This is a genomic window from Comamonas squillarum, from assembly GCF_025309455.1.
Classification (GTDB): domain Bacteria; phylum Pseudomonadota; class Gammaproteobacteria; order Burkholderiales; family Burkholderiaceae_C; genus Comamonas; species Comamonas squillarum.
In genome coordinates this window covers 4,999,141-5,020,178 of the sequence record NZ_CP104377.1, presented here as the reverse complement: position 1 = coordinate 5,020,178, position 21,038 = coordinate 4,999,141, and the positions used below count along the sequence as shown (strand labels likewise).

17 protein-coding genes are annotated in these 21,038 nt (G+C 65.3%); 10 read left to right on the top strand and 7 right to left on the bottom strand.

Going from position 1 to position 21,038, the window contains the following annotated elements; all coding sequences use genetic code 11:
• Positions 1-79: 79 nt before the first annotated feature.
• Genes N4T19_RS22765 through N4T19_RS22755 form a run of 3 tightly spaced genes read right to left on the bottom strand, consistent with a single transcriptional unit; the run spans position 80 to position 5,340 of the window.
• The gene (locus tag N4T19_RS22765; RefSeq protein WP_021025531.1) at positions 80-1,054 is read right to left on the bottom strand and encodes an alpha-E domain-containing protein; all 975 of its coding nucleotides are present in this window, start codon (positions 1,052-1,054) and stop codon (positions 80-82) included.
• A 54-nt stretch (positions 1,055-1,108) separates the two neighbouring features.
• Complete coding sequence (locus N4T19_RS22760) at positions 1,109-2,596, bottom strand: circularly permuted type 2 ATP-grasp protein (RefSeq protein ID WP_116927257.1); 1,488 nt, start codon at positions 2,594-2,596, stop codon at positions 1,109-1,111.
• A gap of 59 nt (positions 2,597-2,655) precedes the next feature.
• Positions 2,656-5,340, bottom strand: coding sequence for a DNA internalization-related competence protein ComEC/Rec2 (locus N4T19_RS22755; protein WP_260719068.1), 2,685 nt, complete (start codon positions 5,338-5,340; stop codon positions 2,656-2,658).
• 157 nt (positions 5,341-5,497) lie between these two features.
• Here N4T19_RS22755 and N4T19_RS22750 point away from each other — a divergent pair, with 157 nt between their 5' ends.
• The 3 genes from N4T19_RS22750 (at position 5,498) to N4T19_RS22740 (ending at position 7,818) form a co-directional block, all read left to right on the top strand.
• On the top strand, positions 5,498-5,959 hold the full coding sequence (locus N4T19_RS22750) for a RidA family protein (protein WP_021027680.1): 462 nt from the start codon (positions 5,498-5,500) through the stop codon (positions 5,957-5,959).
• Between the two features lie 124 nt (positions 5,960-6,083).
• On the top strand, positions 6,084-6,545 hold the full coding sequence (locus N4T19_RS22745) for a RidA family protein (RefSeq protein ID WP_116927256.1): 462 nt from the start codon (positions 6,084-6,086) through the stop codon (positions 6,543-6,545).
• Between the two features lie 124 nt (positions 6,546-6,669).
• The gene (locus N4T19_RS22740; RefSeq protein WP_116927255.1) at positions 6,670-7,818 is read left to right on the top strand and encodes an MBL fold metallo-hydrolase; all 1,149 of its coding nucleotides are present in this window, start codon (positions 6,670-6,672) and stop codon (positions 7,816-7,818) included.
• 39 nt (positions 7,819-7,857) lie between these two features.
• Here N4T19_RS22740 and N4T19_RS22735 read toward each other — a convergent pair whose 3' ends face one another.
• Both N4T19_RS22735 and N4T19_RS22730 read right to left on the bottom strand, forming a co-directional pair.
• Positions 7,858-8,838 carry a Bug family tripartite tricarboxylate transporter substrate binding protein gene (locus N4T19_RS22735; RefSeq protein ID WP_182345223.1) on the bottom strand — a complete coding sequence of 327 codons (981 nt, stop codon included), beginning with the start codon at positions 8,836-8,838 and terminating at the stop codon, positions 7,858-7,860.
• Positions 8,839-8,968: 130 nt separating this feature from the next.
• Positions 8,969-10,429 (bottom strand): amidase, encoded by a 1,461-nt coding sequence (locus N4T19_RS22730; protein ID WP_182345222.1) that lies wholly within the window; start codon positions 10,427-10,429, stop codon positions 8,969-8,971.
• A gap of 107 nt (positions 10,430-10,536) precedes the next feature.
• On the opposite strand from N4T19_RS22730, the gene N4T19_RS22725 reads away from it, so the two are divergent.
• Complete coding sequence (locus N4T19_RS22725) at positions 10,537-11,451, top strand: LysR family transcriptional regulator (RefSeq protein WP_260719067.1); 915 nt, start codon at positions 10,537-10,539, stop codon at positions 11,449-11,451.
• Positions 11,452-11,530: 79 nt separating this feature from the next.
• Here N4T19_RS22725 and parC read toward each other — a convergent pair whose 3' ends face one another.
• Positions 11,531-13,891 (bottom strand): DNA topoisomerase IV subunit A, encoded by a 2,361-nt coding sequence (gene parC, locus N4T19_RS22720; RefSeq protein WP_182345220.1) that lies wholly within the window; start codon positions 13,889-13,891, stop codon positions 11,531-11,533.
• A gap of 87 nt (positions 13,892-13,978) precedes the next feature.
• Positions 13,979-15,955 (bottom strand): DNA topoisomerase IV subunit B, encoded by a 1,977-nt coding sequence (locus tag N4T19_RS22715; RefSeq protein WP_182345219.1) that lies wholly within the window; start codon positions 15,953-15,955, stop codon positions 13,979-13,981.
• 239 nt (positions 15,956-16,194) lie between these two features.
• On the opposite strand from N4T19_RS22715, the gene N4T19_RS22710 reads away from it, so the two are divergent.
• From N4T19_RS22710 to N4T19_RS22685, 6 genes are all read left to right on the top strand, one after another.
• Complete coding sequence (locus N4T19_RS22710) at positions 16,195-17,418, top strand: MFS transporter (RefSeq protein WP_260719066.1); 1,224 nt, start codon at positions 16,195-16,197, stop codon at positions 17,416-17,418.
• A 13-nt stretch (positions 17,419-17,431) separates the two neighbouring features.
• A complete protein-coding gene (locus N4T19_RS22705; protein WP_182345899.1) occupies positions 17,432-17,605 on the top strand; it encodes a hypothetical protein in 174 nt (57 codons plus the stop codon).
• 3 nt (positions 17,606-17,608) lie between these two features.
• Positions 17,609-18,154 (top strand): class I SAM-dependent methyltransferase, encoded by a 546-nt coding sequence (locus tag N4T19_RS22700; protein ID WP_260719065.1) that lies wholly within the window; start codon positions 17,609-17,611, stop codon positions 18,152-18,154.
• Positions 18,155-18,412: 258 nt separating this feature from the next.
• Positions 18,413-18,670 carry a hypothetical protein gene (locus tag N4T19_RS22695; RefSeq protein ID WP_133248204.1) on the top strand — a complete coding sequence of 86 codons (258 nt, stop codon included), beginning with the start codon at positions 18,413-18,415 and terminating at the stop codon, positions 18,668-18,670.
• Between the two features lie 133 nt (positions 18,671-18,803).
• Positions 18,804-20,342, top strand: coding sequence for an ATP-binding protein (locus N4T19_RS22690; RefSeq protein ID WP_260719064.1), 1,539 nt, complete (start codon positions 18,804-18,806; stop codon positions 20,340-20,342).
• Positions 20,339-21,034 carry a response regulator gene (locus tag N4T19_RS22685; protein ID WP_260719063.1) on the top strand — a complete coding sequence of 232 codons (696 nt, stop codon included), beginning with the start codon at positions 20,339-20,341 and terminating at the stop codon, positions 21,032-21,034. Before N4T19_RS22690 ends, N4T19_RS22685 begins: the two co-directional genes overlap by 4 nt.
• The last annotated feature ends 4 nt before the right edge of the window (positions 21,035-21,038 follow it).

The following is a 21,038-nucleotide window of genomic DNA, read 5'->3' as shown; positions in this document are numbered from 1 at the left end:
AGCAAAATGCCCGCGCGGTGGATGCAAAAAAGGCTGCGATGACAACCGCAGCCTTTTGCCTTTCTGGCCAGCCGGACCATCAGGCAGCCACTGGCTCCGTGGTGGCCAGAAAATCCTGGCCAATGCGGCCGCCCAGCGCATGCACGCGCTCCAGAAAGCGCACCAGGAAGGCATGCAGGCCGGTGGCCAGCAGCTCATCGATGCGGCCATACTGCAGCTCGGCCAGGAGCAGGCCGGCCTGGCGCTGGGTTTCGGCCGAGTGGTCGTTGGCAACGGCCTGCAGAATCTGCACCACCTCGTACATGCTGGCATGCAAGGAGCGCGGCATGTCGCGCCGCAGGATCAGCATCTCGGCCACACGCTCGGGCGTGATCACATTGCGGTAGACCTTGCGGTAGACCTCGAAGGCCGAGACGCTGCGCAAGATCGCGCTCCAGTGGTAGAAGTCCGAGGGCTGGCTGCCCTTGCCCGGCTGGTAGGAGCCGTGGTAGTCGTTCTTGACGGCATGGAAACGCACATCCAGGAGGCGGGCCGTGTTGTCGGCCCGCTCGATGAAGGTGCCCAGGCGCAAGAACAAAAAGGCATCGTCTTGCAGCATCGTGCCCGAGACCACACCGCGCGAGAGGTGCGAGCGGTGCTTGACCCACTCGAAGAACTTGGCCGGATCGGTCTCGAACTTCTTGGCCTTGAACAGCCGGTTCATATCGAGCCAGGTCAGGTTCTGCGTCTCCCAGGCCTCGGTGGTCAAGGCGCCACGCACGGCACGCGCGTTCTCGCGCGCGGCCAGCAGGCAGCTGTAGATCGATGAGGTATTGGTCTCGTCGCGCACCATGAAGTGCAGCACCCCATCGAGGGTGATCTCGTCATGGCGCTCATAGTAGGCAGGCAGCAGCTCGCTGATGGACAGCACGCTTTGCCAGGCCTTGGTCGCTGCGGTCGCGGACTGCGGCAGCATGGAGGTCTCGTAGCTCACATTGAGCATGCGGGCTGTGTTCTCTGCCCGCTCGGTGTAGCGGGACATCCAGTAGAGGTGATCGGCGGTTCGGCTCAACATAGTGACATTCTTTCGCTAGGCAGATGGATGGCTTTCAAACAAGAACCTCCGGGTTCACTGCTGCATGCCATCCCATTCGCTGTAATCGTCCTCCGGGCCGCGCAGCACCCAGGTGTCCTTGGTGCCCCCGCCTTGCGAGGAGTTGACCACCAGCGATCCATCCTTGAGCGCCACGCGCGTGAGGCCCCCGGGCACCATCTGCACCTCCTTGCCGCTCAGCACAAAGGGGCGCAGATCGATGTGGCGCGGCGCAATGCCGCTTTCCACATAGGTGGGGCTGCTCGAGAGGCTCAAAGTGGGCTGGGCGATATAGCCATTGGGCTTGGCCTTGAGCACCGCGCGGAAGGCCTCGATCTCGGCGCGCGTGGAGGCCGGGCCGATCAGCATGCCGTAGCCGCCAGCGCCATGCACCTCCTTGACCACCAGCTCATCGAGGTGGTCCAGCACATAGGCCAAGTCATCGGGCTTGCGGCACATCCAGGTCGGCACGTTCTTCAGGATGGCCTCTTCGCCCAGGTAGAAGCGGATCATCGCCGGCACATAGGGGTAGACCGATTTGTCATCGGCCACGCCCGTGCCCACTGCATTGCAGATGGCCACATTGCCCTTGCGGTAGGCGCGCATCAAGCCGGCGCAACCCAGGGTGGAGCTGGAGCGGAAAACGGTGGGGTCGAGAAAGTCGTCATCGACACGGCGGTAGATCACATCCACCCGCTGCAGACCCTGCGTGGTGCGCATGTAGACCACATCATCGCGCACCAGCAGGTCCTGGCCTTCGACCAGCTCCACGCCCATCTGCTGGGCGAGGAAGGCATGCTCAAAGTAGGCGCTGTTGTACATGCCCGGCGTCAGCACCACCACCGTGGGGTTGTTGGCCGCCTGGTTGGGCGCACTGGCACGCAAGGTGTCGAGCAGCATATCCGGGTAATGCGCCACCGGCGCCACCGCATGGCTGCTGAACAGGCTGGGAAAGAGGCGCATCATCATGCGGCGGTTTTCCAGCATGTACGACACGCCCGAAGGCACGCGCAGGTTGTCTTCGAGCACATAGTAGGTGCCGCTGCCGTCCACCTCGGCTGCGCGCACGATATCGATGCCGGCGATATGCGCATAGGTGTCCAGCGGCACATGCACGCCCCGCATCTCGGGCCGGTACTGGCTGTTGTCCAGCACCAGGTCGCGCGGAATGATGCCGGCCTTCAGAATTTCCTGGTCGTGGTAGACATCGTGGATGAAGCGGTTGAGGGCGGCCACGCGCTGCACCAGGCCCTTTTGCATCTGGGCCCATTCCTGCGAGGGGATGATGCGCGGGATCAGATCAAAGGGAATCAGGCGCTCGGTGCCCGAGCCGTCTTCGTCCTTTTCGCCATAAACCGCAAAGGTGATCCCTACGCGGCGGAATATCAGCTCGGCCTCCTCGCGCAGGGCCTGCATCTTCTCGAAGGGCTGCAGCTGCAGCCATTTGGCATAGCTTTGGTAGTGCGCTCTTTCGGCACCTGCTGCATAAGGCAGGCCCTGGTACATCTCATCGAACTTTTGCATCGCAAAATCCTTTCTGGCACCAGCAGCTTAGCAAGTTTCGCGCCACCCAAAACTAAGTACTAACCTTCATCAAGAATTAGTGCTTGATTTGTTTTGTTAATATCCAATATGCCGCTTGTCTGGCCCTGCTGGGCAGCCTGGTGGCGCCAATAGCGCGGCCGCTTTTGCCGCTCGCACAGCAGCGTCTGGGGCTGGTCGGAGCGCCAGTGCGCCGCACCGCAATGGACCGTGTTGCGCAGCACAATCTGCATCTCTTGGTAACGCTGCTGCACCCGCGCAGCCGGGTGCCTGAAGCGGTTGCGGTAGCCCGTTTGTGCCACCACCCAGCGCGGGCGCACCGCCTCCAGCAGCGGTCGCGTGGACGAGGTGTTGCTGCCGTGGTGCGGAGCCAGCATCAGATCGGCGCGCAACACCGACGGCTCGCCCGCATAGCGCTGCACCAGCGCCCCCTCCTGGGCCCGCTCAATATCGCCGGGCAACAAGGCGCTGGCCGCATGGCCGCCACGCGCGGCCGCCTCGATGCGCAGCACGCAGCTGTGGGCATTGCCCGAGCTATCCCTTGGAATGGAACTGTCTGTGGCACCCAGCTCCTGCGCCCCCGGAAACAGAACGCTGAAATGCACTCCATCCCAGGTCCACGTCTGGCCCGCAGCACAGTCTTGCCAGGGCGCTTCGGCAATGCCCAGCCGCTGGCGCTCATAGGGCAGCAGCGAGCCCAGCACGCCCACCGGCCGGAGCTGCTCCGCCACCGCCTGGGCACCGCCCGTATGGTCCACATGGGCGTGGCTGAGCACCAGCAGATCGAGCCGGCCGCTGTCCAGCCCGCGCACGCCCATCGCCCGCATTGCCGGCACCACCACCCGGTCGCCTGCATTGCTGCCAGACCCGTACAACGGGCCCGCGTCATACAGCAGGCTGTGCCTGGCCGTCTGCACCACCACCGCCTGGCCCTGGCCCACATCCAGCGCCCAGAGCGCAAACTGGCCATGGGGCGGCCGCAGCGGCTGCCAGAACAACGCGGGCAGCAGGCAAGGCAGGCCCAGCAGCCGCAGGCGCCAAGGCCAGGGCAGCACCAGCCAGATGCCCCCCAGCACGGCAACGAACGCTGCCCAGCCCGGCGCTGCGGCCAGCCACAACGCGGCATGGGGCCAACTGGCCAGCCACTGCAGCGCCACCATCAAGGGCTGCAGCGCCCAGGCTGCGGCCGTCCACAACGGCCGCAGCACGGCGCCCAGCAAGGCCAGCGGCGTGACCACCCAGGTCACCCAGGGGATGGCCAGCAGATTGGCCACAAAGCCGACCAGCGACACCTGGCCAAACAGCAGCAGGGACAAGGGCGTGATCGCCAGGGTCACCACCCACTGCTCGCGCAGCAGCTTGGCGGCGGCAGCGCATGCGCCGCGCAGGCCGCGCTGCGCCCTGCCCTGCTCGGGCAGCGCAGCGCTGCGGCTGCTGCCCCCTCGGTCGGATGCAAACAAGATACCGACTGCCAGAAAACTCAGCCAGAACCCCGCCTGCAGCAAGGCCATGGGCTGGGCCAGCACTACACAGACACAGGCCAGCAGCCAGCGCATATGCCAGGGCCATTGCCGGCCAGTCGATGCCAGCACGGCCACCACCACCAGCATCAGCACCGTGCGCTGCGCGGGAATGCCCCAGCCGCTGAACAGCGCATAGAGCCCCGCACACAGCACCCCGCCCCACAAGGCCACATGGGGTGCCGGCAGCCACAGACACAGCGCCGGGCTGCGCCGCCAGGCCATGCGGATCAGCGCCGCCGCCACCCAGGCAAACAAGGTGATATGCAGGCCCGATATCGCCATCAGATGGGCCACGCCGGTGGTGCGGAAGACGCGCCAGTCCTCGCGGTCAATCGCACGCTGCTCCCCGGTCACCAGCGCCACCAGCACGCCGGCGATGCGCGCCTGCTCTGCCGCCTGCGCCTGGCCCGGCGGGGCAAGGCGCTGCACCATCGCATCACGCACCGCCTGCCGCCAGCGCTCTACCACATGGCCTTGGCCGGAGGCCAGCAGCTGCGGCCCCTGGGCCTGGCCGTGGCGCACATAGCCCGTGGCCTGCACGCCCTGCTCCCACATCCACATCTCGTAGTCAAAACCATGCGGATTGAGGCTGCCATGGGGGGCACGCAAACGCAGCGGCAGCCGCCAGCGCTGCCCCGCCTGCAGCAGCGGAAGATCAGCGTCTGCCGACGCAGGCGGCTCGGGCGCCACACCCGAAAAAGCCCGGTGGTCGGCACGGTACCAGGACAGGTCGATCAGCGGCGGCACTGCCACCGGCGCACCCTTCTGCCCGCCTTGCCCAACCTGCCAAGCCTGCCCGGTCTTGAGCCGAAAGCGCTGGCCGCCGGTGATCGGCAAAGGCATGGCGACGATGACGCCCTCGACCTGCAGGTCTAGCCCTTCCAACGCTGGCAGCAGCTGCTTTTGCGCCTGATGGGCGGCACGCATGCCCGCCAGGCCCAAGGCCAGCGCAGCGGCAGCCAGACAGCACAGCGCGCGATCCAGCCACGGCAGCGGCCCGCGCCAGCGGCTCAGCAGCAAGCTGGCCACGGCCCCCAAGAGCGCCAATGCCGCGTACTGCCAGACAGGCGCCAAGCTGGCCTGCTGCAGTTGCAGGGCCGTACCCGCCAGGATGCCCCAGAGCCAGGCCGCCGGTCGCCAGTAGCCCGCCCAGCCCGGCCCCACACTGCGCTGGACTGCCCGCTTGCAGGAAGAGGTCTCCATCATCTCCACATGCTAGGCAGCGCTGCCTGCAGGTCCGATCAGGGCTTGCCCTAGAGTTCGCCGGCGCCCCTCTCAGGCGACATGGGAAACGGCGCCCTGGCAGGGCATTTGTGCCACACTGGGCGCTTTGCCCCGCCTCCACTTTTGAAAGGACTCCATGAGCGTTTACGACAAACTCCAGGCCCTCGGCATCAGCCTGCCGCCACTGGCGGTGCCCGCTGCCGCCTATCTGCCCTATGTACAGACCGGCAACATGGTGTTTTTGAGCGGCCATATCGCCCGCAAGGATGGCAAGCCCTGGGTGGCGCAGTTTGGCCGCAACATCAACACCGAAGAAGGCAAGCTCGCAGCCCGCGCGGTGGCCATCGACCTGCTGGGCACCTTGCAGCATGCCGCCGGTGGTGATCTGAACCGTGTCAAGCGCGTGGTCAAGCTGATGAGCCTGGTCAACAGCACCGGTGACTTCACCGAGCAGCACCTGGTGACCAATGGCGCCAGTGAGTTGTTCGCCGAAGTGTTTGGCCCTGAAAAGGGTGCCCATGCCCGCAGCGCCTTTGGCGTCGCCCAGATTCCGATGGGCGCCTGCGTCGAGATCGAGCTGATCGCCGAACTCGCTTGACATCTGCACCACGCGATGCGGCGCCCATGCCCTGCGGGTATGGCGCCGCATTGTTTTTGCATGCCACCGCAGTCGGCCATGCCTCTAAGATGCCTGTCTTCTACCCAGCAAGGACAACACCGGCATGAGCATCTACGACCAACTCAAAGCACTGAACATTGAACTGCCGCCCGTGCGCACACCGGCTGCGGCTTACGCACCGTTTGCACAAACCGGCCAACTGGTCTTTATCAGCGGCCACACGGCCAGCAAGAACGGCCAGCCCTGGACCGGCAAGCTAGGCAAGACCATGGACACCGCCGAAGGCCAGCAGGCAGCGCGCGCGGTCGCCATCGACCTGATGGGCACCTTACAAGCAGCAGTCGGTGGCGATCTGAACCGGGTCAAGCGCATTGTCAAGCTGATGAGCCTGGTCAACAGCACGGAAGACTTCACCGAGCAACATCTGGTCACCAACGGCGCCAGCGAATTGCTGGCCCAGGTGTTTGGTCCCGACAAGGGGGCGCATGCCCGCAGCGCCTTTGGCGTCGCCCAGGTCCCCCGGGGCGCCTGTGTCGAGATCGAACTCATCGCCGAAGTGGAATAAATCTGTTGATTAATCAATAGATTTTTCGCTAAATCCCTACAAAAGCCGCAGCCATGCGGCTTTCTTATGGGCGCCGTATCATGGCAATCGCTTACCGCATTCCCCTGCCTGATTGACACACCCCATGCAAGAGCCCCACCCCGCGTCCTCCTCCAGCAACACCACCCGCGGCAACGGCGGCTTTCAGCGCCTGCGCAGCGGCTGGCTGGTGGCCACTGCCTGCTCATTGGTAGCCTGCGCCTCCACCCCCGACGAGGACAGCCAGCGCCGCTACCAGGCATCGCCCCAGTATTCCTCGGCCGACAAGCGCTTTCAGAACCCGCCCAACCCGGCGGCCAAGCCCCATGCCGGCGGCTTTCAGATCTGGTCGCGCTTTTTGTTTGGCGACAAGAGCGGCACCACTCCGCAGGACAGTATTCCGGTCCACACCGTCACCCCGGCGCAGCTGCAAGCGCTGCCCACCGATGCCAACCATGTGATTCGGCTCGGCCACTCGTCGCACCTGCTCAAGCTCCAGGGCCAGTATTGGCTGATCGACCCGGTGTTTGGTGAGCGCGTATCGCCGTTCAGCTTTATCGGCCCCAAGCGCTTCCACCCCACGCCGCTGCCCTTGCAGGACCTGCCGCCGATTGCCGGTCTCATCCTGTCGCACGACCATTACGACCACCTGGACGAGCCGACGATCAAGTTCCTGCTGGGCAAGGTCGAGCGCTACTTTGTGCCGCTGGCCGTGGGCGCGCGCCTGCGCGACATGGGTGTGGCGTCCGAGCGCATTGTCGAGCTCGACTGGTGGCAGCAGGAGCAACACGCCGGTGTCGAGGTCACCGCCACGCCCAGCCAGCATTTCTCGGGCCGCACGCTCAATGACCGCAACAGCACGCTCTGGGCATCCTGGGTGCTGCAAACCGGCGGCCAGCGCATCTACTACAGCGGCGATACCGGCTACTTTCCCGGCTTCAAGGCGATTGGCGACAAGTTTGGCGCGATGGACCTCGCGCTGATGGAAAACGGCGCCTACGACGCCTACTGGCCCTCCGTGCACATGACACCGGAAGAAACCATCCAGGCCTTTACCGATGTGCGCGGCCAGGTGCTCTACAGCGTGCACAACAGCACCTTTGCGCTGGCCATGCACGGCTGGCGTGAGCCGCTGGACCGGCTCGCGGCGCTGGCGCAGCAGCAGGGCATCCAACTGGCCACGCCAGAAATCGGCGAGGTGCTGACCGTGGGCCAGCCGCGCAGCAACAAGCAGTGGTGGGAAGCGCTGCGTTAAGCGCTTTTTTTCCCTACGTCAGCACCGCTCGCCCAAGACTTACTCCACCTCGATCTGCGCGCGCTGCGCCACATCGCGCATCAGCGGCAGCTCGCGTTCCACCCGGGCCTGCAGCGCACGGCCATTGCCCCAGGCGGGCGTCAGGCCAATGCTTTCGAGCTTTTGCTGGGTAGCGGGCTGGGCCATCACATCGGCCAAGGCAGCTTCGAGCTTGGCGCGCACCGGCTCGGGCAGGCCAGCAGGCGCCAGGAACGCAAACCAGGTGCTCATGTCAAAACCAGGGTAGCCGCTTTCGGCCACGGTCGGCACCTCGGGCAGCAAGGCCAGGCGCTGGGCGCCCAGCGCGGCAATCGGCTTGATCTTGCCGGCCTTGATGAGCGGCGTGGTCGCCACCACGGTGTCCACCGCCAACTGCACCTGGCCCCCCATCAACGCGGTCAGGCTCGGTGTGCTGCCGTTGAAGGGCACATGCAGCATGCGCATGCCGGTTGCCGTCTTGAGCATCTCGCCGGCAAAGTGCACCGACGAGGCCGGGCCGAAGGAGCCGTAGGAAAAGCGGTCCGGCGCCGCCTTCGATTGCGCCACCAGGTCCTGCAACGACGTGGCCTTGACGGCATTGTTCGCCACCAGCACCAGACCCATGTCAGCCACCAGGCCCAGCATGCTGAAGCTGCGCATCGGGTCATAGGGCAGCGCCTTGCGCACCACCGGGTTCATCGCCAAGGTGGAGCTGGCACCCAGAAACAAGGTATAGCCATCGGCAGCCGACTTGGCCACCTGGCCGCCCGCCACGGCCGTGCCTGCCCCCGGCCGGTTCTCCACAAACACCGACTGGCCCAGTTTGTCACTGAGCTGCGAGGCCAGCAGCCGTCCCAATATATCCGTGGCCCCGCCGGGTGCAAAAGGCACCACCAGCTTGATCGCACGGTCAGGGTAGCCATGCGCCAGCACTGGGCGCCATGCCAGGCCGGCAGCGCCTGCGGCCAGGTAGGTCAAAAAGCGGTGACGGGATATCGGCATGGACATGGGATCTACCTTTTTTGCGGAAAACGAGGGCAAGGGAGGGATCAGACAGGCGTTGCAGCAACGCCTTCCTGGGTGGGAGCGCAGCCTTAGAAGACGCGCCGGGTCAACGATCTACAGCGTGCTGTCAGCCCAGCAAAGGGCTGCGCACCCGGGCATGGCCGCTGGCCTGGTCATAGGCATGGCCGATTTGCAGCAGCGCCTTGTCCGACTGCGTGGGCCCGATGATCTGCAGGCCGGCAGGCAGCCCGTTGGGGCCAAACCCGGCCGGTACCGACAAGGCCGGCAAGCCCGCCATCGTGGCGCCCACCACCGTCTGCATCCAGCGGTGGTAGGTGTCCATGCTGCGGCCGCCCACGGCATGGGGCCAGTCCAGCTCGGCGTCGAACGGAAACACCTGCGCAGCGGGCAGCACGACAAAGTCATAGCGCTCGTACAGGCGGCGCAGCACCTCGTACCAGCTGCTGCGCACCTTGGCGGCGGCATAGATATCCATGCCCGACAGCGCGCGGCCGCGCTCCATCTCCCACAGCGCCTCGGGCTTGAGCAGCGCACGCTTTTGCGGGTCGTCATACAGCGCCGCATTGGCGCCTGCCACGCTGAAGCTGCGCAGATCAATCCAGGCGCGCCACAGCTGCTCCAGGTCAAAGTCGGGCAGCACCTCATCGACCGTGCAGCCGATGTCGGCAAAGGCGCCCAGCGCCGCGCGGCAGGTCTCGAGCAGGCCCGGCTCGGTGGGCAGGTGCCCGCCCAGGTCACCCAGCCAGGCGATCTTGCGGCCCCGGAAATCGCGCTCCAGGCCCTGGCCCCAGTCCTGCGCGCCTTCGCTGCGGCGCGTGAGCGGCAAGCGCGCATCAAAGCCCGCCTGCACCGACAGCAGCAAGGCCAGATCGGGAATATCGCGTGCCATGGGCCCGGCCACGCTGAACTGCTGGAAGAACACCTCATCGCCCGGGCCATGCGGCACGCAGCCCACGGAGGTGCGCAGGCCGTAGACATTGTTGAAGGCCGCCGGCGTGCGCAGCGAGCCCATCATGTCCGAGCCATCTGCCACGGGCAGCATGCGCAAGGCCACCGCAACGGCTGCACCGCCGCTGCTGCCACCGGCCGAGCGGCTCTGGTCAAAGGCATTGCGGGTGGTGCCGTAGACCGGGTTGTAGGTGTGGCCGCCCAGGCCAAATTCCGGTGAATTGCTGCGCGCCACAAAGAGCGCTCCGCCCGCGCGCATGCGCTCAAAAATCACCGCATCGCTGCTGCTGACCTGGCCCTGGAAGATCGGCGAGCCCTTGGTGGTGACCATGCCGGCGGCCGGCGAAATGTCTTTGGGCGCCTGCGGAAAACCGTGCAGCGGCCCGCGGCTCTTGCCCTGGGCCAGTTCGGCATCGAGCTGTGCGGCTTGGGCCAGCAGCGGCTCGCACGGCATGGGCGCGACCAGCGCATTCACCTGGGGGTTCAACCGGTCAATCTGGCCCCAGAAGGCCTGCAGCACCTCGGTGCAGGACAACTCGCGCCGCTGGATGGCTGCCGACAGCGCCACGGCGCTCAACTCGACGATGCTGTGGTCGGCAGGAACAGGCTGGGATGGCATGGAATGTATGTCTCTTGGATGTCAGAAAAATCCAGCATAGGCAATGCGGCCTATTTCGACAATCACAATTTTTTGCGGTTATCGTTGCGTTTTTTGCAAAGCAGACCATGACTCCCTCGCAGCACCTCCAGGACACCGCCATCCGCTACTTTCTGGAAGTCGTGCGCAGCGGCTCGGTGAGCGAGGCCGCACTGCGCCTCAATGTCTCGGCCTCGGCCGTCAGCCGCCAGATCGCATCGCTGGAGGAAGTGCTGCAGGTGCCGCTGTTCGAGCGCCGCCCGCGCGGCATGGTCGCCAGTGCGGCCGGTGAGCTCTTGGCCACCCATGCCAAGCGCCATGCCTTGGATGCCGAGCGCGTGGTGGCCGATATCGAGGCACTGCAAGGCCTGCGCCGGGGCCAGGTGCGGGTCTGCGCATCGGCCGGCTTTGCGTTTGAGTTTTTGCCTCTCGCGATGGTCACGTTTCGCGAGCAGCACCCGGGCATGCAGTTCCAGCTGGTCTCGGCCTCGCCCGCCCAGGTGACCCAGGCGGTGCGCAATGGCGAGGCCGATGTGGGCCTGACCTACAGCCGCGCCGCCGTGCGCGATATCGATGTGCAGCACCGCCAGAATTCGCCGGTCATCCTGATCATGCCACCCGGCCACCCACTGGCCCGTTTTGCCAGCGTCAGCCTGGCGCAGATGCAGCCCTACCCGCTCGCGCTGCTGGACGACGGCAATACCGCGCGCCAGCTGTTTGACATTGCCAGCGGCCAGCGCGGCCTGGTGTTTGACCCGGTGCTCGAGAGCGGGCAGTTCGATGCGCTGGTGCGCTTTGTGCTGCACGGCGGCGGGCTCACCCTGGGCGGCGAGGTCACCGTGCGCGAGTATGTGCGCCGGGGCCTGCTGCACACCGTGCCCATCCGCGAGCGCGGCATGCATGCGCGCTCCATCGAGCTGCAAACGCTGACGGGCCGCAACCTGCCCCGGGGCGTGCGCGCTTTTGTCGACCATCTGCGGGCGCTGTTGCCCGCGCCGCGCTGATCGGCGCTGCAACGGCGGGCCATGAAAAAGCCCTGCCGGGCAATGCCGGGCAGGGCTTGGTCGTGCATGACCGCGCGCTTTATTCGACGCGGAACACGGCGCTGGGCTTGAAGCCCAGGTCTGCGAGCTTGCCCTTCTTGGCGCGTCCGGCCTTGGCGTTGTTGAGGCTGCGGATCTCAAGGGTTTCCTCACGGGCCTTGCCGCCGCGCCCCAAGCCTTCGATGCGGATGCTGCGCGTGTAGACGGCCACACCGGCCAAGCGGTCCTTGTCTTCCAGGTCAATGAGCTTGAGCCCCTTGCCGCCCTTGGCCATGTGGTTGAGCTCGCCGATCTCGAAGGTGAGGATGCGGCCACCCACCGAGGCGCAGGCCACGTGGCTGGCATCGGCCAGCGGCTGGCTACCGCTGCTGCCCGAGATATGCGAGGGGGCGCAGAGCGTGTCGCCCTCGTCCAGGCTGACAAAGGCCTTGCCGCCCTTTTGGCGTGAGACCATGTTTTCCACCAAGGCCGTGAAGCCATACCCCGCGCTGCTGGCCAGCAACAAATGGGCCGACAGCGGACCGGCAAAGTAGTACTGGATCTGGGTGCCCGCTTCCAGCTCCATCAAGGTGGTCACCGGCTGGCCATCACCGCGGCCGCCGGGCAGGTTGGCCACGGCGACCGAGTAGACCCGGCCGTTGCTGCCAAAGACCAGCAGCTGGTCGACCGTGCGGCATTCAAAGGTGCCATAGAGGCTGTCACCCGATTTGAAGCTGAAGCTGTCGGCCGCATGGCCGTGGCCGGTACGCGCGCGCACCCAGCCTTTTTCCGACACGACGACGGTGACCGGCTCATCGACCACCTTGACTTCGGCAACCGCCTTTTTCTCTTCCTGGATCAAGGTGCGGCGCGCATCGGCGAACTGCTTGGCGTCCGCTTCGATCTCCTTGACCATCAGGCGCTTGAGCGAGGCGGGGTTGGCCAGAATGTCTTCGAGCTTGCCCTGCTCTGCGCGCAGCTCGCTCAGCTCCTGCTCGATCTTGATCGCTTCCAAGCGGGCGAGCTGGCGCAGGCGGATTTCCAGGATGTCGTCGGCCTGGCGCTCGCTCAGGTCAAAGCGCGCCATCAGCGCGGCCTTGGGCTCGTCGCTGGCGCGGATGATGGCGATCACCTCGTCGATATTGAGCAGAATGGTCTGCCGGCCTTCCAGGATATGGATGCGGTCGAGCACCTTGGCGAGCCGGTGCTCGGAGCGGCGCGTGATCGTCGTCTGGCGGAACTCGATCCACTCTTCCAGCATCAGGCGCAGCGACTTTTGCGTGGGCTTGCCGTCGATGCCGATCATCGTCAGGTTGACCGACGAGGAGCTCTCCAGGCTGGTGTGCGCCAGCAGGCAGGTGATCAGCTCGGACTGCGGCGTCTTGCCGGTCTTGGGCTCGAACACCAGGCGCACGGCCGCATCCTTGCTCGACTCGTCGCGCACCACATCGAGCAATGACAGCACCGTGGCCTTGAGCTGGCTTTGCTCCTGGGTCAAGGTCTTCTTGCCGGTCTTGATCTTGGGGTTGGTCAGGTCCTCGATCTCTTCGAGTACCTTTTGCGAGGAAACGCCCGGCGGCAGCTCGTTGACGACCAGCTGCCACTGGCCACGCGCCAGCTCTTCGATGGTCCAGCGCGCACGCACCTTGATCGAGCCGCGCCCCGTACGGTAGGCGTCGGCAATGTCCTTGTCGCTGCTGATGATCTGGCCGCCACCGGGGAAGTCCGGGCCGGGGATGATCTGCTGCAGGTCGAAGTCGGTCATCGCCGGCTTCTTGATCAGCGCCACGCAGGCATCGGCCACCTCGCGCAGGTTGTGGCTGGGGATTTCGGTGGCAAGGCCCACCGCAATGCCGCTGGCGCCGTTGAGCAGCGAGAACGGCAGGCGCGCCGGCAGCTGGCTGGGCTCCTGGGTGGAGCCGTCGTAGTTGGGCACAAAGTCCACCGTGCCCATGTCGATCTCGTCGAGCAGCAGGCTGGTGATCTTGGACAGGCGCGCCTCGGTATAACGCATGGCCGCTGCGCCATCGCCATCGCGGCTGCCAAAGTTGCCCTGGCCGTCGATCAGCGGGTAGCGCTGGGCAAAGTCCTGGGCCATGCGCACCAGCGCGTCATAGGCCGATTGGTCGCCATGCGGGTGAAAGCGGCCCAGCACATCACCAACGACACGGGCGCTTTTGACCGGCTTGGCCGCCGTCGCGCGGTTGGGGCCGCTGTAGCCCAGGCCCATGCGCTCCATCGCAAACAGGATGCGTCGCTGCACGGGCTTCAAGCCATCGCAGACGTCTGGCAGTGCGCGGCCCTTGACCACCGACAGCGCATATTCCAGATAGGCGCGCTGCGCGTAATTGCCCAGGTCCAGGCTGTCGCCGTCCTCGGGCACCGGGTTGGACAGCAGGTCCTGACCGTTCTCTTCACTCATAGGGGTTCAGCTTTCTTTGCTTGTGGCACGGCTGCGCGCGGCTGGCTTGGGTTCGATTGTTTATTCAGCGGCGTGGGCAGCAGGACATCAGATATCAATTTCGACCTCGTGGCCGTGCAGCTCCATCAGGTCGCGGCGGGCCGCAGCCTCGCCCTTGCCCATCAGCTGGGTCATGACCTCACGGGTTTGCAGCACATCGGTCTGGCTCAGACGCACCGGCAGCAGGCGGCGGGTGTCCGGGTTCAGCGTGGTTTCCCACAGCTGCTCGGCATTCATCTCGCCCAGGCCCTTGAAGCGGCTGACCTGGCATTTCTCGCGCGGCACACCATCCTTGGCGGCCTTGTCGAAGATGGCATGCATCTCGGCCTCGTCGAGCGCATAGACCTTGGCCGCAGGCTTTTTGCCCCGGGCAGGAATATCGACGCGAAACAGCGGCGGCCGCGCCACACAGACATGGCCCTTGTCGATGAGCTGCGGGAAATGCTTGAAGAACAGGGTCAGCAGCAGCACCTGGATGTGCGAGCCGTCCACGTCGGCATCGCTCAGGATGCAGATCTTGCCGTAGCGCAGACCGCTCAGGTCCACCTCGTCATCGGGGCCATGCGGGTCCACGCCAATGGCTACCGAGATATCGTGGATTTCGGTATTGGCAAACAGGCGGTCGCGGTCCACTTCCCAGGTGTTGAGTACCTTGCCGCGCAGCGGCAGGATGGCCTGGGTTTCCTTGTCGCGGCCCATCTTGGCGCTGCCTCCGGCCGAATCACCCTCGACCAGAAACACCTCGTTATAGGCCAGGTCGCGGCTTTCACAATCGGTCAGCTTGCCGGGCAACACGGCCACGCCGCTGCCCTTGCGCTTTTCCACCTTCTGGCCGGCGCGCTGGCGCGTCTGCGCCGCCTTGATCGCGATCTCGGCGAGCTTCTTGCCGTATTCGACGTTCTGGTTGAGCCACAGCTCCAGCGCTGGCCGCACCATGCCCGAGACCAGGCGTACGGCATCGCGCGAGTTCAGGCGCTCCTTGATCTGGCCCTGGAACTGGGGATCGAGCACCTTGGCCGAGAGCACATAGCTGGCACGGGCAAACACATCCTCGGGCATCAGCTTGACGCCCTTGGGCAGCAACGAGTGCAGCTCGATAAAGCTCTTCACGGCCTGGAACAGGCCATCACGCAGCCCGCTTTCATGCGTGCCGCCCGCCGTGGTCGGGATCAGGTTGACATAGCTCTCGCGCACCGGCTGGCCTTCATCGGTAAAGGCCACGCACCACGATGCCCCTTCGCCCTCGGCAAAATGGTCATCGCTGCGGCCGGCAAAACCCTCGCCCTCGAACACGGGGATGATCGGGTCGACCGGCAGGGTCTGCAGCAGGTAGTCCTTGAGGCCACCCTTGTACTGCCAGGTCTGCGTCTCGCGGCTCTTGTCCTGCGTCAGCTGCACGCTCACGCCGGGCATCAGCACGGCCTTGCTCCGCAGCAGGTGTACCAGCTCGCCCATCGGCAGGTGGCTGGATTCGAAATACTTGGCATCGGGCCAGACGCGCACCGTCGTGCCCTGCTTGCGGTCCCCGCTGACCATCGCGCGCACCTGCAGAGGCTCGACCACATCGCCACCGGCAAAGGCCATCGTGGCGACCGAGCCATCGCGGTGCACCGTCACCTCCATGCGGGTGGCCAAGGCGTTGGTCACCGAAACCCCCACGCCATGCAGACCGCCCGAGAAGCTGTAGGCGCCGCCCTGGCCCTTGTCGAACTTGCCGCCCGCGTGCAGGCGGGTGAACACCAGCTCCACCACCGGCGCATGCTCTTCGGGGTGCATGCCAAACGGAATGCCCCGGCCATCGTCCTCGACACTGATGGAGCCATCGGTGTGCAGATAGACGCGGATCTTCTTGCCAAAGCCGGCGAGGGCCTCGTCGGCCGCGTTGTCGATCACCTCCTGGATGATGTGCAGCGGATTGTCGGTACGGGTATACATGCCCGGGCGCTGCTTGACCGGCTCAAGCCCCTTGAGAACCCGTATCGAGCCCTCTGCGTATTCACTGGTAGACGTGTTTTTGCTTGCCATAACTTTCCATTCTAGCGGCTGCCATTGTAAATAGCTGTATAGATAAACAGGTGGAACTTGTTGACGATTCACGACGCTTGGCCGCAAAAGCCTGCAATGGGCTTGGACAGCCACCGGGCAATATGCGGGCGACAGCCGGTTTTTGGCGTTGGAGTAACAATTTCTAGAACGTGCTTACGATCTCCCCGCGCGTAGAGACCGCAATCACGTTCTTAAATAACGAGACACATCCCCTGACTATGCAAAACAACGCACAACGATTGTCCATGGCCCGCGTGCTGCTGTGTGGCGGCGCCGTAGTGACCCTGTCCATGGGCATCCGCCACGGTTTTGGCCTCTGGCTGCAGCCGATCACCCAGGAGATGGGCTGGACGCGTGAGTCCTTCGCCTTGGCGCTGGCGGTGCAAAACCTCAGCTGGGGCCTGATCGGCATCTTTACCGGCATGCTGGCCGACCGCTTTGGCGCCAGCAAGGTGCTGGTCTGCGGCGCGCTGCTGTACGCGCTGGGCCTGGCCGGCATGGCCTGGGCGCCCAATACGCTGATGTTTGCGCTCACCGCCGGCCTTTTGATCGGCATGGCGCAAACGGGCACCACCTATGCGGTGATCTATGGCGTCATCGGGCGCCAGTTGCCAGCCGAGAAACGCTCCTGGGCCATGGGGGTGGCCGCGGCCGCGGGCTCCTTTGGCCAGTTCTTCATGGTGCCGGTCGAGGGCCAGCTGATCGCCAGCCTGGGCTGGCAGAACGCGCTGCTGGTCTGCACAATCCTGGTGCTCACCATCGTGCCGCTGGCCATTGCGCTGCGCGAGCCCAATTTCCACGCGCTCAAGCACAGTGCTGCCGGTGGCGCGCAGCAAACCATTGCCCAGGCTGTGGCAGAGGCCTTTCGCAACCCCAGCTTTTTGCTGCTGACCGCAGGCTACTTTGTCTGCGGCTTCCAGGTGATGTTCATCGGCGTGCACATGCCCAGCTACCTGAAGGACTTCGGCCTGCCGCCGCATGTGGCCAGCTATTCGCTGGCGCTGATCGGCCTCTTTAACATCTTTGGCACCTACCTGGCCGGGTCGCTCGGCCAGCGCATGGCCAAGCGCTACCTGCTCTCGGGCATTTATTTCATCCGCGCCATCGCCATCGTGGTTTTCCTGCTGGTGCCCTTGTCGCCCTGGTCGGTCTATGTCTTTGCCGCAGTGATGGGCTTTTTGTGGCTGTCCACCGTGCCGCTCACCAACGGCGCCATCGCGCAGATCTTTGGCGTGCAGCACCTGTCCATGCTCAGCGGATTTGTGTTCTTCAGCCACCAGATCGGCAGCTTCCTGGGCATCTGGTTGGGCGGCTACCTCTATGACCGCACCGGCAGCTATGATGTGGTTTGGTATGTGGCCATTGGCCTGGGCGTATTCGCCGGCCTGGTCAATCTGCCGGTCAAGGAAGAGCCCGTGCAGCGGCTGCCGCTGGCGGCCTGATAACCGAACTTTCATGCAACAGCCTGCACCACCCACCGCCCCCACTGCTGGCGCCGCGCCGCTGCGCGGCTGGCAGCGCGCCGCCATCTGGCTACTGGTGGCGGTGCTGCTGGCGCTGGTGTTCATGCTCTACGCGCAACCGGAATTCATGGTGCAGATGGCTGACCATGTCTGGGCCTGTTTCTAGCGCATGCCCCATAGCCCCGCCCCCTCGCCCTGGATCACCCGCTTTGCGCCACTGATACCTGCAGGCGCCCAGGTGCTGGACCTGGCCTGCGGCCAGGGCCGCCATGCCCGCTACCTGCAGGCCCAGGGCTCGCGGGTAACCGGCGTTGACCGCGATGGCGCGGCGCTGCAGTCGCTGCAGGCGGACACGGCGGGAGAATGGCTGCTGGCCGATGTCGAAAACGGGGCCTGGCCGCTGGAAGGCCGGGCGTTCGACGCGGTGGTCGTCACCCACTATCTGTGGCGCCCGCTATGGCCGCACATTCTGGCCAGTGTGGCGCCCGGCGGGCTGCTGCTGTACGAGACCTTTGCCCAAGGCAATGCCGCCTATGGCAAGCCTTCCCGGCCCGACTTCCTGCTGCAGCCCGGCGAGCTGCTGCAAGTCTGTGCCAGCTGGTCTGTCATCGCCTATGAGGCAGGGCTGCTGCGCAACCCGGACCGGGTGGTGCAGCGGATTGCGGCACGCCGCCCGCTGGACGGGGCGCCCATCCCGGCTGCGCTGCTGGCCTGAGCCCCGGCCCGCTTTGCATAACTTTGCGGCGCACGCAATGGCGCCCGCTCCTGCGCCAAGCCAATAGGCATGCGGTTTTCGCTTTGTCACACCTGCCACAAAGCTGGCCCAACTTCCTCCACATTTGGCTCCTATAGTTCAGTCATGGGCTCTGCGGAGAGGCGTAAACACACTCCAGTTTCTCTGTTTCACCCGCTTCTTTCTGTCCCACACCAGATCGCGGCCTGGCCGCAGAGCCTCTTTTTACAAAGGAATGCCATGAGTTCTCAACCACTTCGCCACCGTCTGCTGTGCAGCACCGCCGTGACTGCAGCCCTCTGGATCGCCACCGCCCAGGCTTACGCGGCCAGCCCCGCCAAGCCCGCGCCGTCCAAGCAAGCCATTGAGGCCTGCCAGGGCAAGAAGGCCGGCGAAGCCGTGCAACTGACACTGGACAACGGAAAAACAGCCAAAGCCACCTGCCGCATGGTCGGCAAGCAGCTGGTGGCGCAGCGCGGCGCCTCCATCGGGCCCTAAGGGCCGGTGATGACGTCCTGATCAAGCAACCCTTTTACACACCCACGCACTGTGTAAGAGAATAGCCGGGCAGGCATTGCGTCTGCCCGTTTTGCCGTTTGTGCCCACACCGCCATTGCCCCACCCGCCCTCTGTGACCACACCCCGACTTCAGCTGTTTCGCTTTACCCGTCTGCAAACGCGGGTGCTGCTGGCCATGGTGCTGCTGCTGCTGGGCCTGCTGCTGGGGTTTTTCGGCTTTTCGTACTGGAGCCTGCAGCGCGGTCTGGGCGGCTATGTGGCGCAGATCGAGCTGGGCCGGCTGGAGTACCTGGAGAGCCAGCTGCGGCGCGAGTATGCCAAGGATCCGCACTGGGTCTCGCTGACGTCGGAGCGCTGGAATGCGCTGACCCGCTTTGGCAGCCAGGCGGCCGTGCCCGTTTCGCCCCCGGCGGAGAGCGAGGCGCCGCGCCGCGCCACGATTGGCCCCATGCTGACCCAGCAATTGCGCCCCATTGAACGCCACCCCCTCTCCCAGCGTTTGGGCCTGCTCGACAACCAGGGCAAGCTGCTGGCCGGTGTGCCGCCCACACTAGGCAGCGCCAAAAACCCGCTGTTCGACAGCCAGCATATGCTGATCGGCACCTTGACGCTGAACCAGCCCGAAGACCTGAAAAACCAGATCGACAGTGCCTTTTTGAAGGAGCACCTGGTGTTCCTGGCCATCACCGGTCTGCTGGGCCTGCTGCTGGCCGGGGCCCTGTCCTGGTGGCTGAGCCGGCGCTGGATTCGCCCCATCGAGGCATTGAGCGAAGGCGCCAAAGCCTTTGCCAGCGGCCAGCTCGACTACCGCATTGCAGTCGCAGGCCACGACGAGCTGGTGGAGCTGGCCGACCGCTACAACCACATGGCCGAGCAGCTATCCCAGGCCCAGGCCCAGCAGCATGAATGGCTGACCCAGGTGGCCCATGAGCTGCGCACTCCGCTGGCCGCAGTGCGGGCCGAGATCGAGGCAGTGCAAGACGGCATCCGCAGCTTTGATTCGCAAACCGCTGCGCGCCTGCACCGCCAGATTCTGCGCTTGACCCAGCTGGTCAGCGACATGCGCGCCACCATTCCCACGGCCCTGGTCGTGCACGCGCCCGAGGCCGCCCCCGCGCTGCAGCTGACCGCCCACCTGCCCGCCACGGCCCGCCCGCTCGATATGCGGGCGCTGACCATCGAGGCCGTGGAAGCCGTGCAGATCCGCTTTGGCCAAGCCGGCATCGCACTGCCCACGGCGCAAGAGCTGCAGCATGCGCTGCCGCCCGCCTGGGTGCAGGGCAATGCCCAGCAGCTGCATCAGGTGCTGAGCAATATTCTGGAAAACAGCCTGCGCTACACCGATGCCCCCGGGCGGCTGAGCATCAGCGCCAGCCTGCACGGGCCCGCGCCCGAGTCGGGCCAGCGCTGGCTGGAGCTGCACCTCGATGACAGCAGCCCCTCCGTGCCGCCTGCAGAGCTGCCCCGCATTTTTGAACGCTTTTACCGCGTAGAGACTTCGCGCAGCCGCGCCAGCGGCGGCTCGGGCCTGGGGCTGGCGATTTGCAAAAGCATTGTGCAAGCCCATGGAGGACAATTGCAGGCCTCCATCTCGTCCTTGGGCGGGCTGCGCCTTACCTTGATCCTGCCCTTGATAGACCCTGTTGCATGAACACTGCCAAACCCCACATTCTGTACGCCGAAGACGAGGCCGATATTGCCTCGGTGGTCATCGACTACCTGCACCATGCCGGCTTCGAGGTCGAGCATTTTGCCGATGGCAGCCAAGCCATGGCGGCGCTGCGCGCACGCCCGCCGCAGCTGGCCATTCTTGACCTGATGCTGCCCGGCACCGATGGCCTGAGCATTCTGCGCGAATGCCGCGCCCGCCAGATCTGCCCCGTCATCTGCCTGACTGCCAAGGTCGAAGAAGTGGACCGCCTGGTGGGCCTGGAGATGGGCGCCGACGACTACATCTGCAAGCCATTTTCACCGCGCGAGCTGATTGCCCGCGTCAAGGTGATCTTGCGCCGCCATGCGCCGCCCGCCCCTGGTGCGCCAGCCAGCCTGGCCGCCAGCGACTGGCAGCTGGACGAGACCACCAGCCAGGCGAGCTGGCGCGGCCAGGACCTGGGCCTGACGCGGCGCGAGTTTGCATTGCTGCACATCCTGCAGCGCCACCCCGGCAAGATCTACCCGCGCAGCCAGCTGCTGGACCTGGCCTATGCCGATGCGCTGGAGGTGAGCGACCGCGCGATCGACAGCCATATCAAGAACCTGCGCAAGAAGCTGCGCACCGTCATGGGCGATGACGCGGACTGCATCCGCTCGATCTATGGCGTCGGCTTTGCCTTTGAAGGCTAAAGCC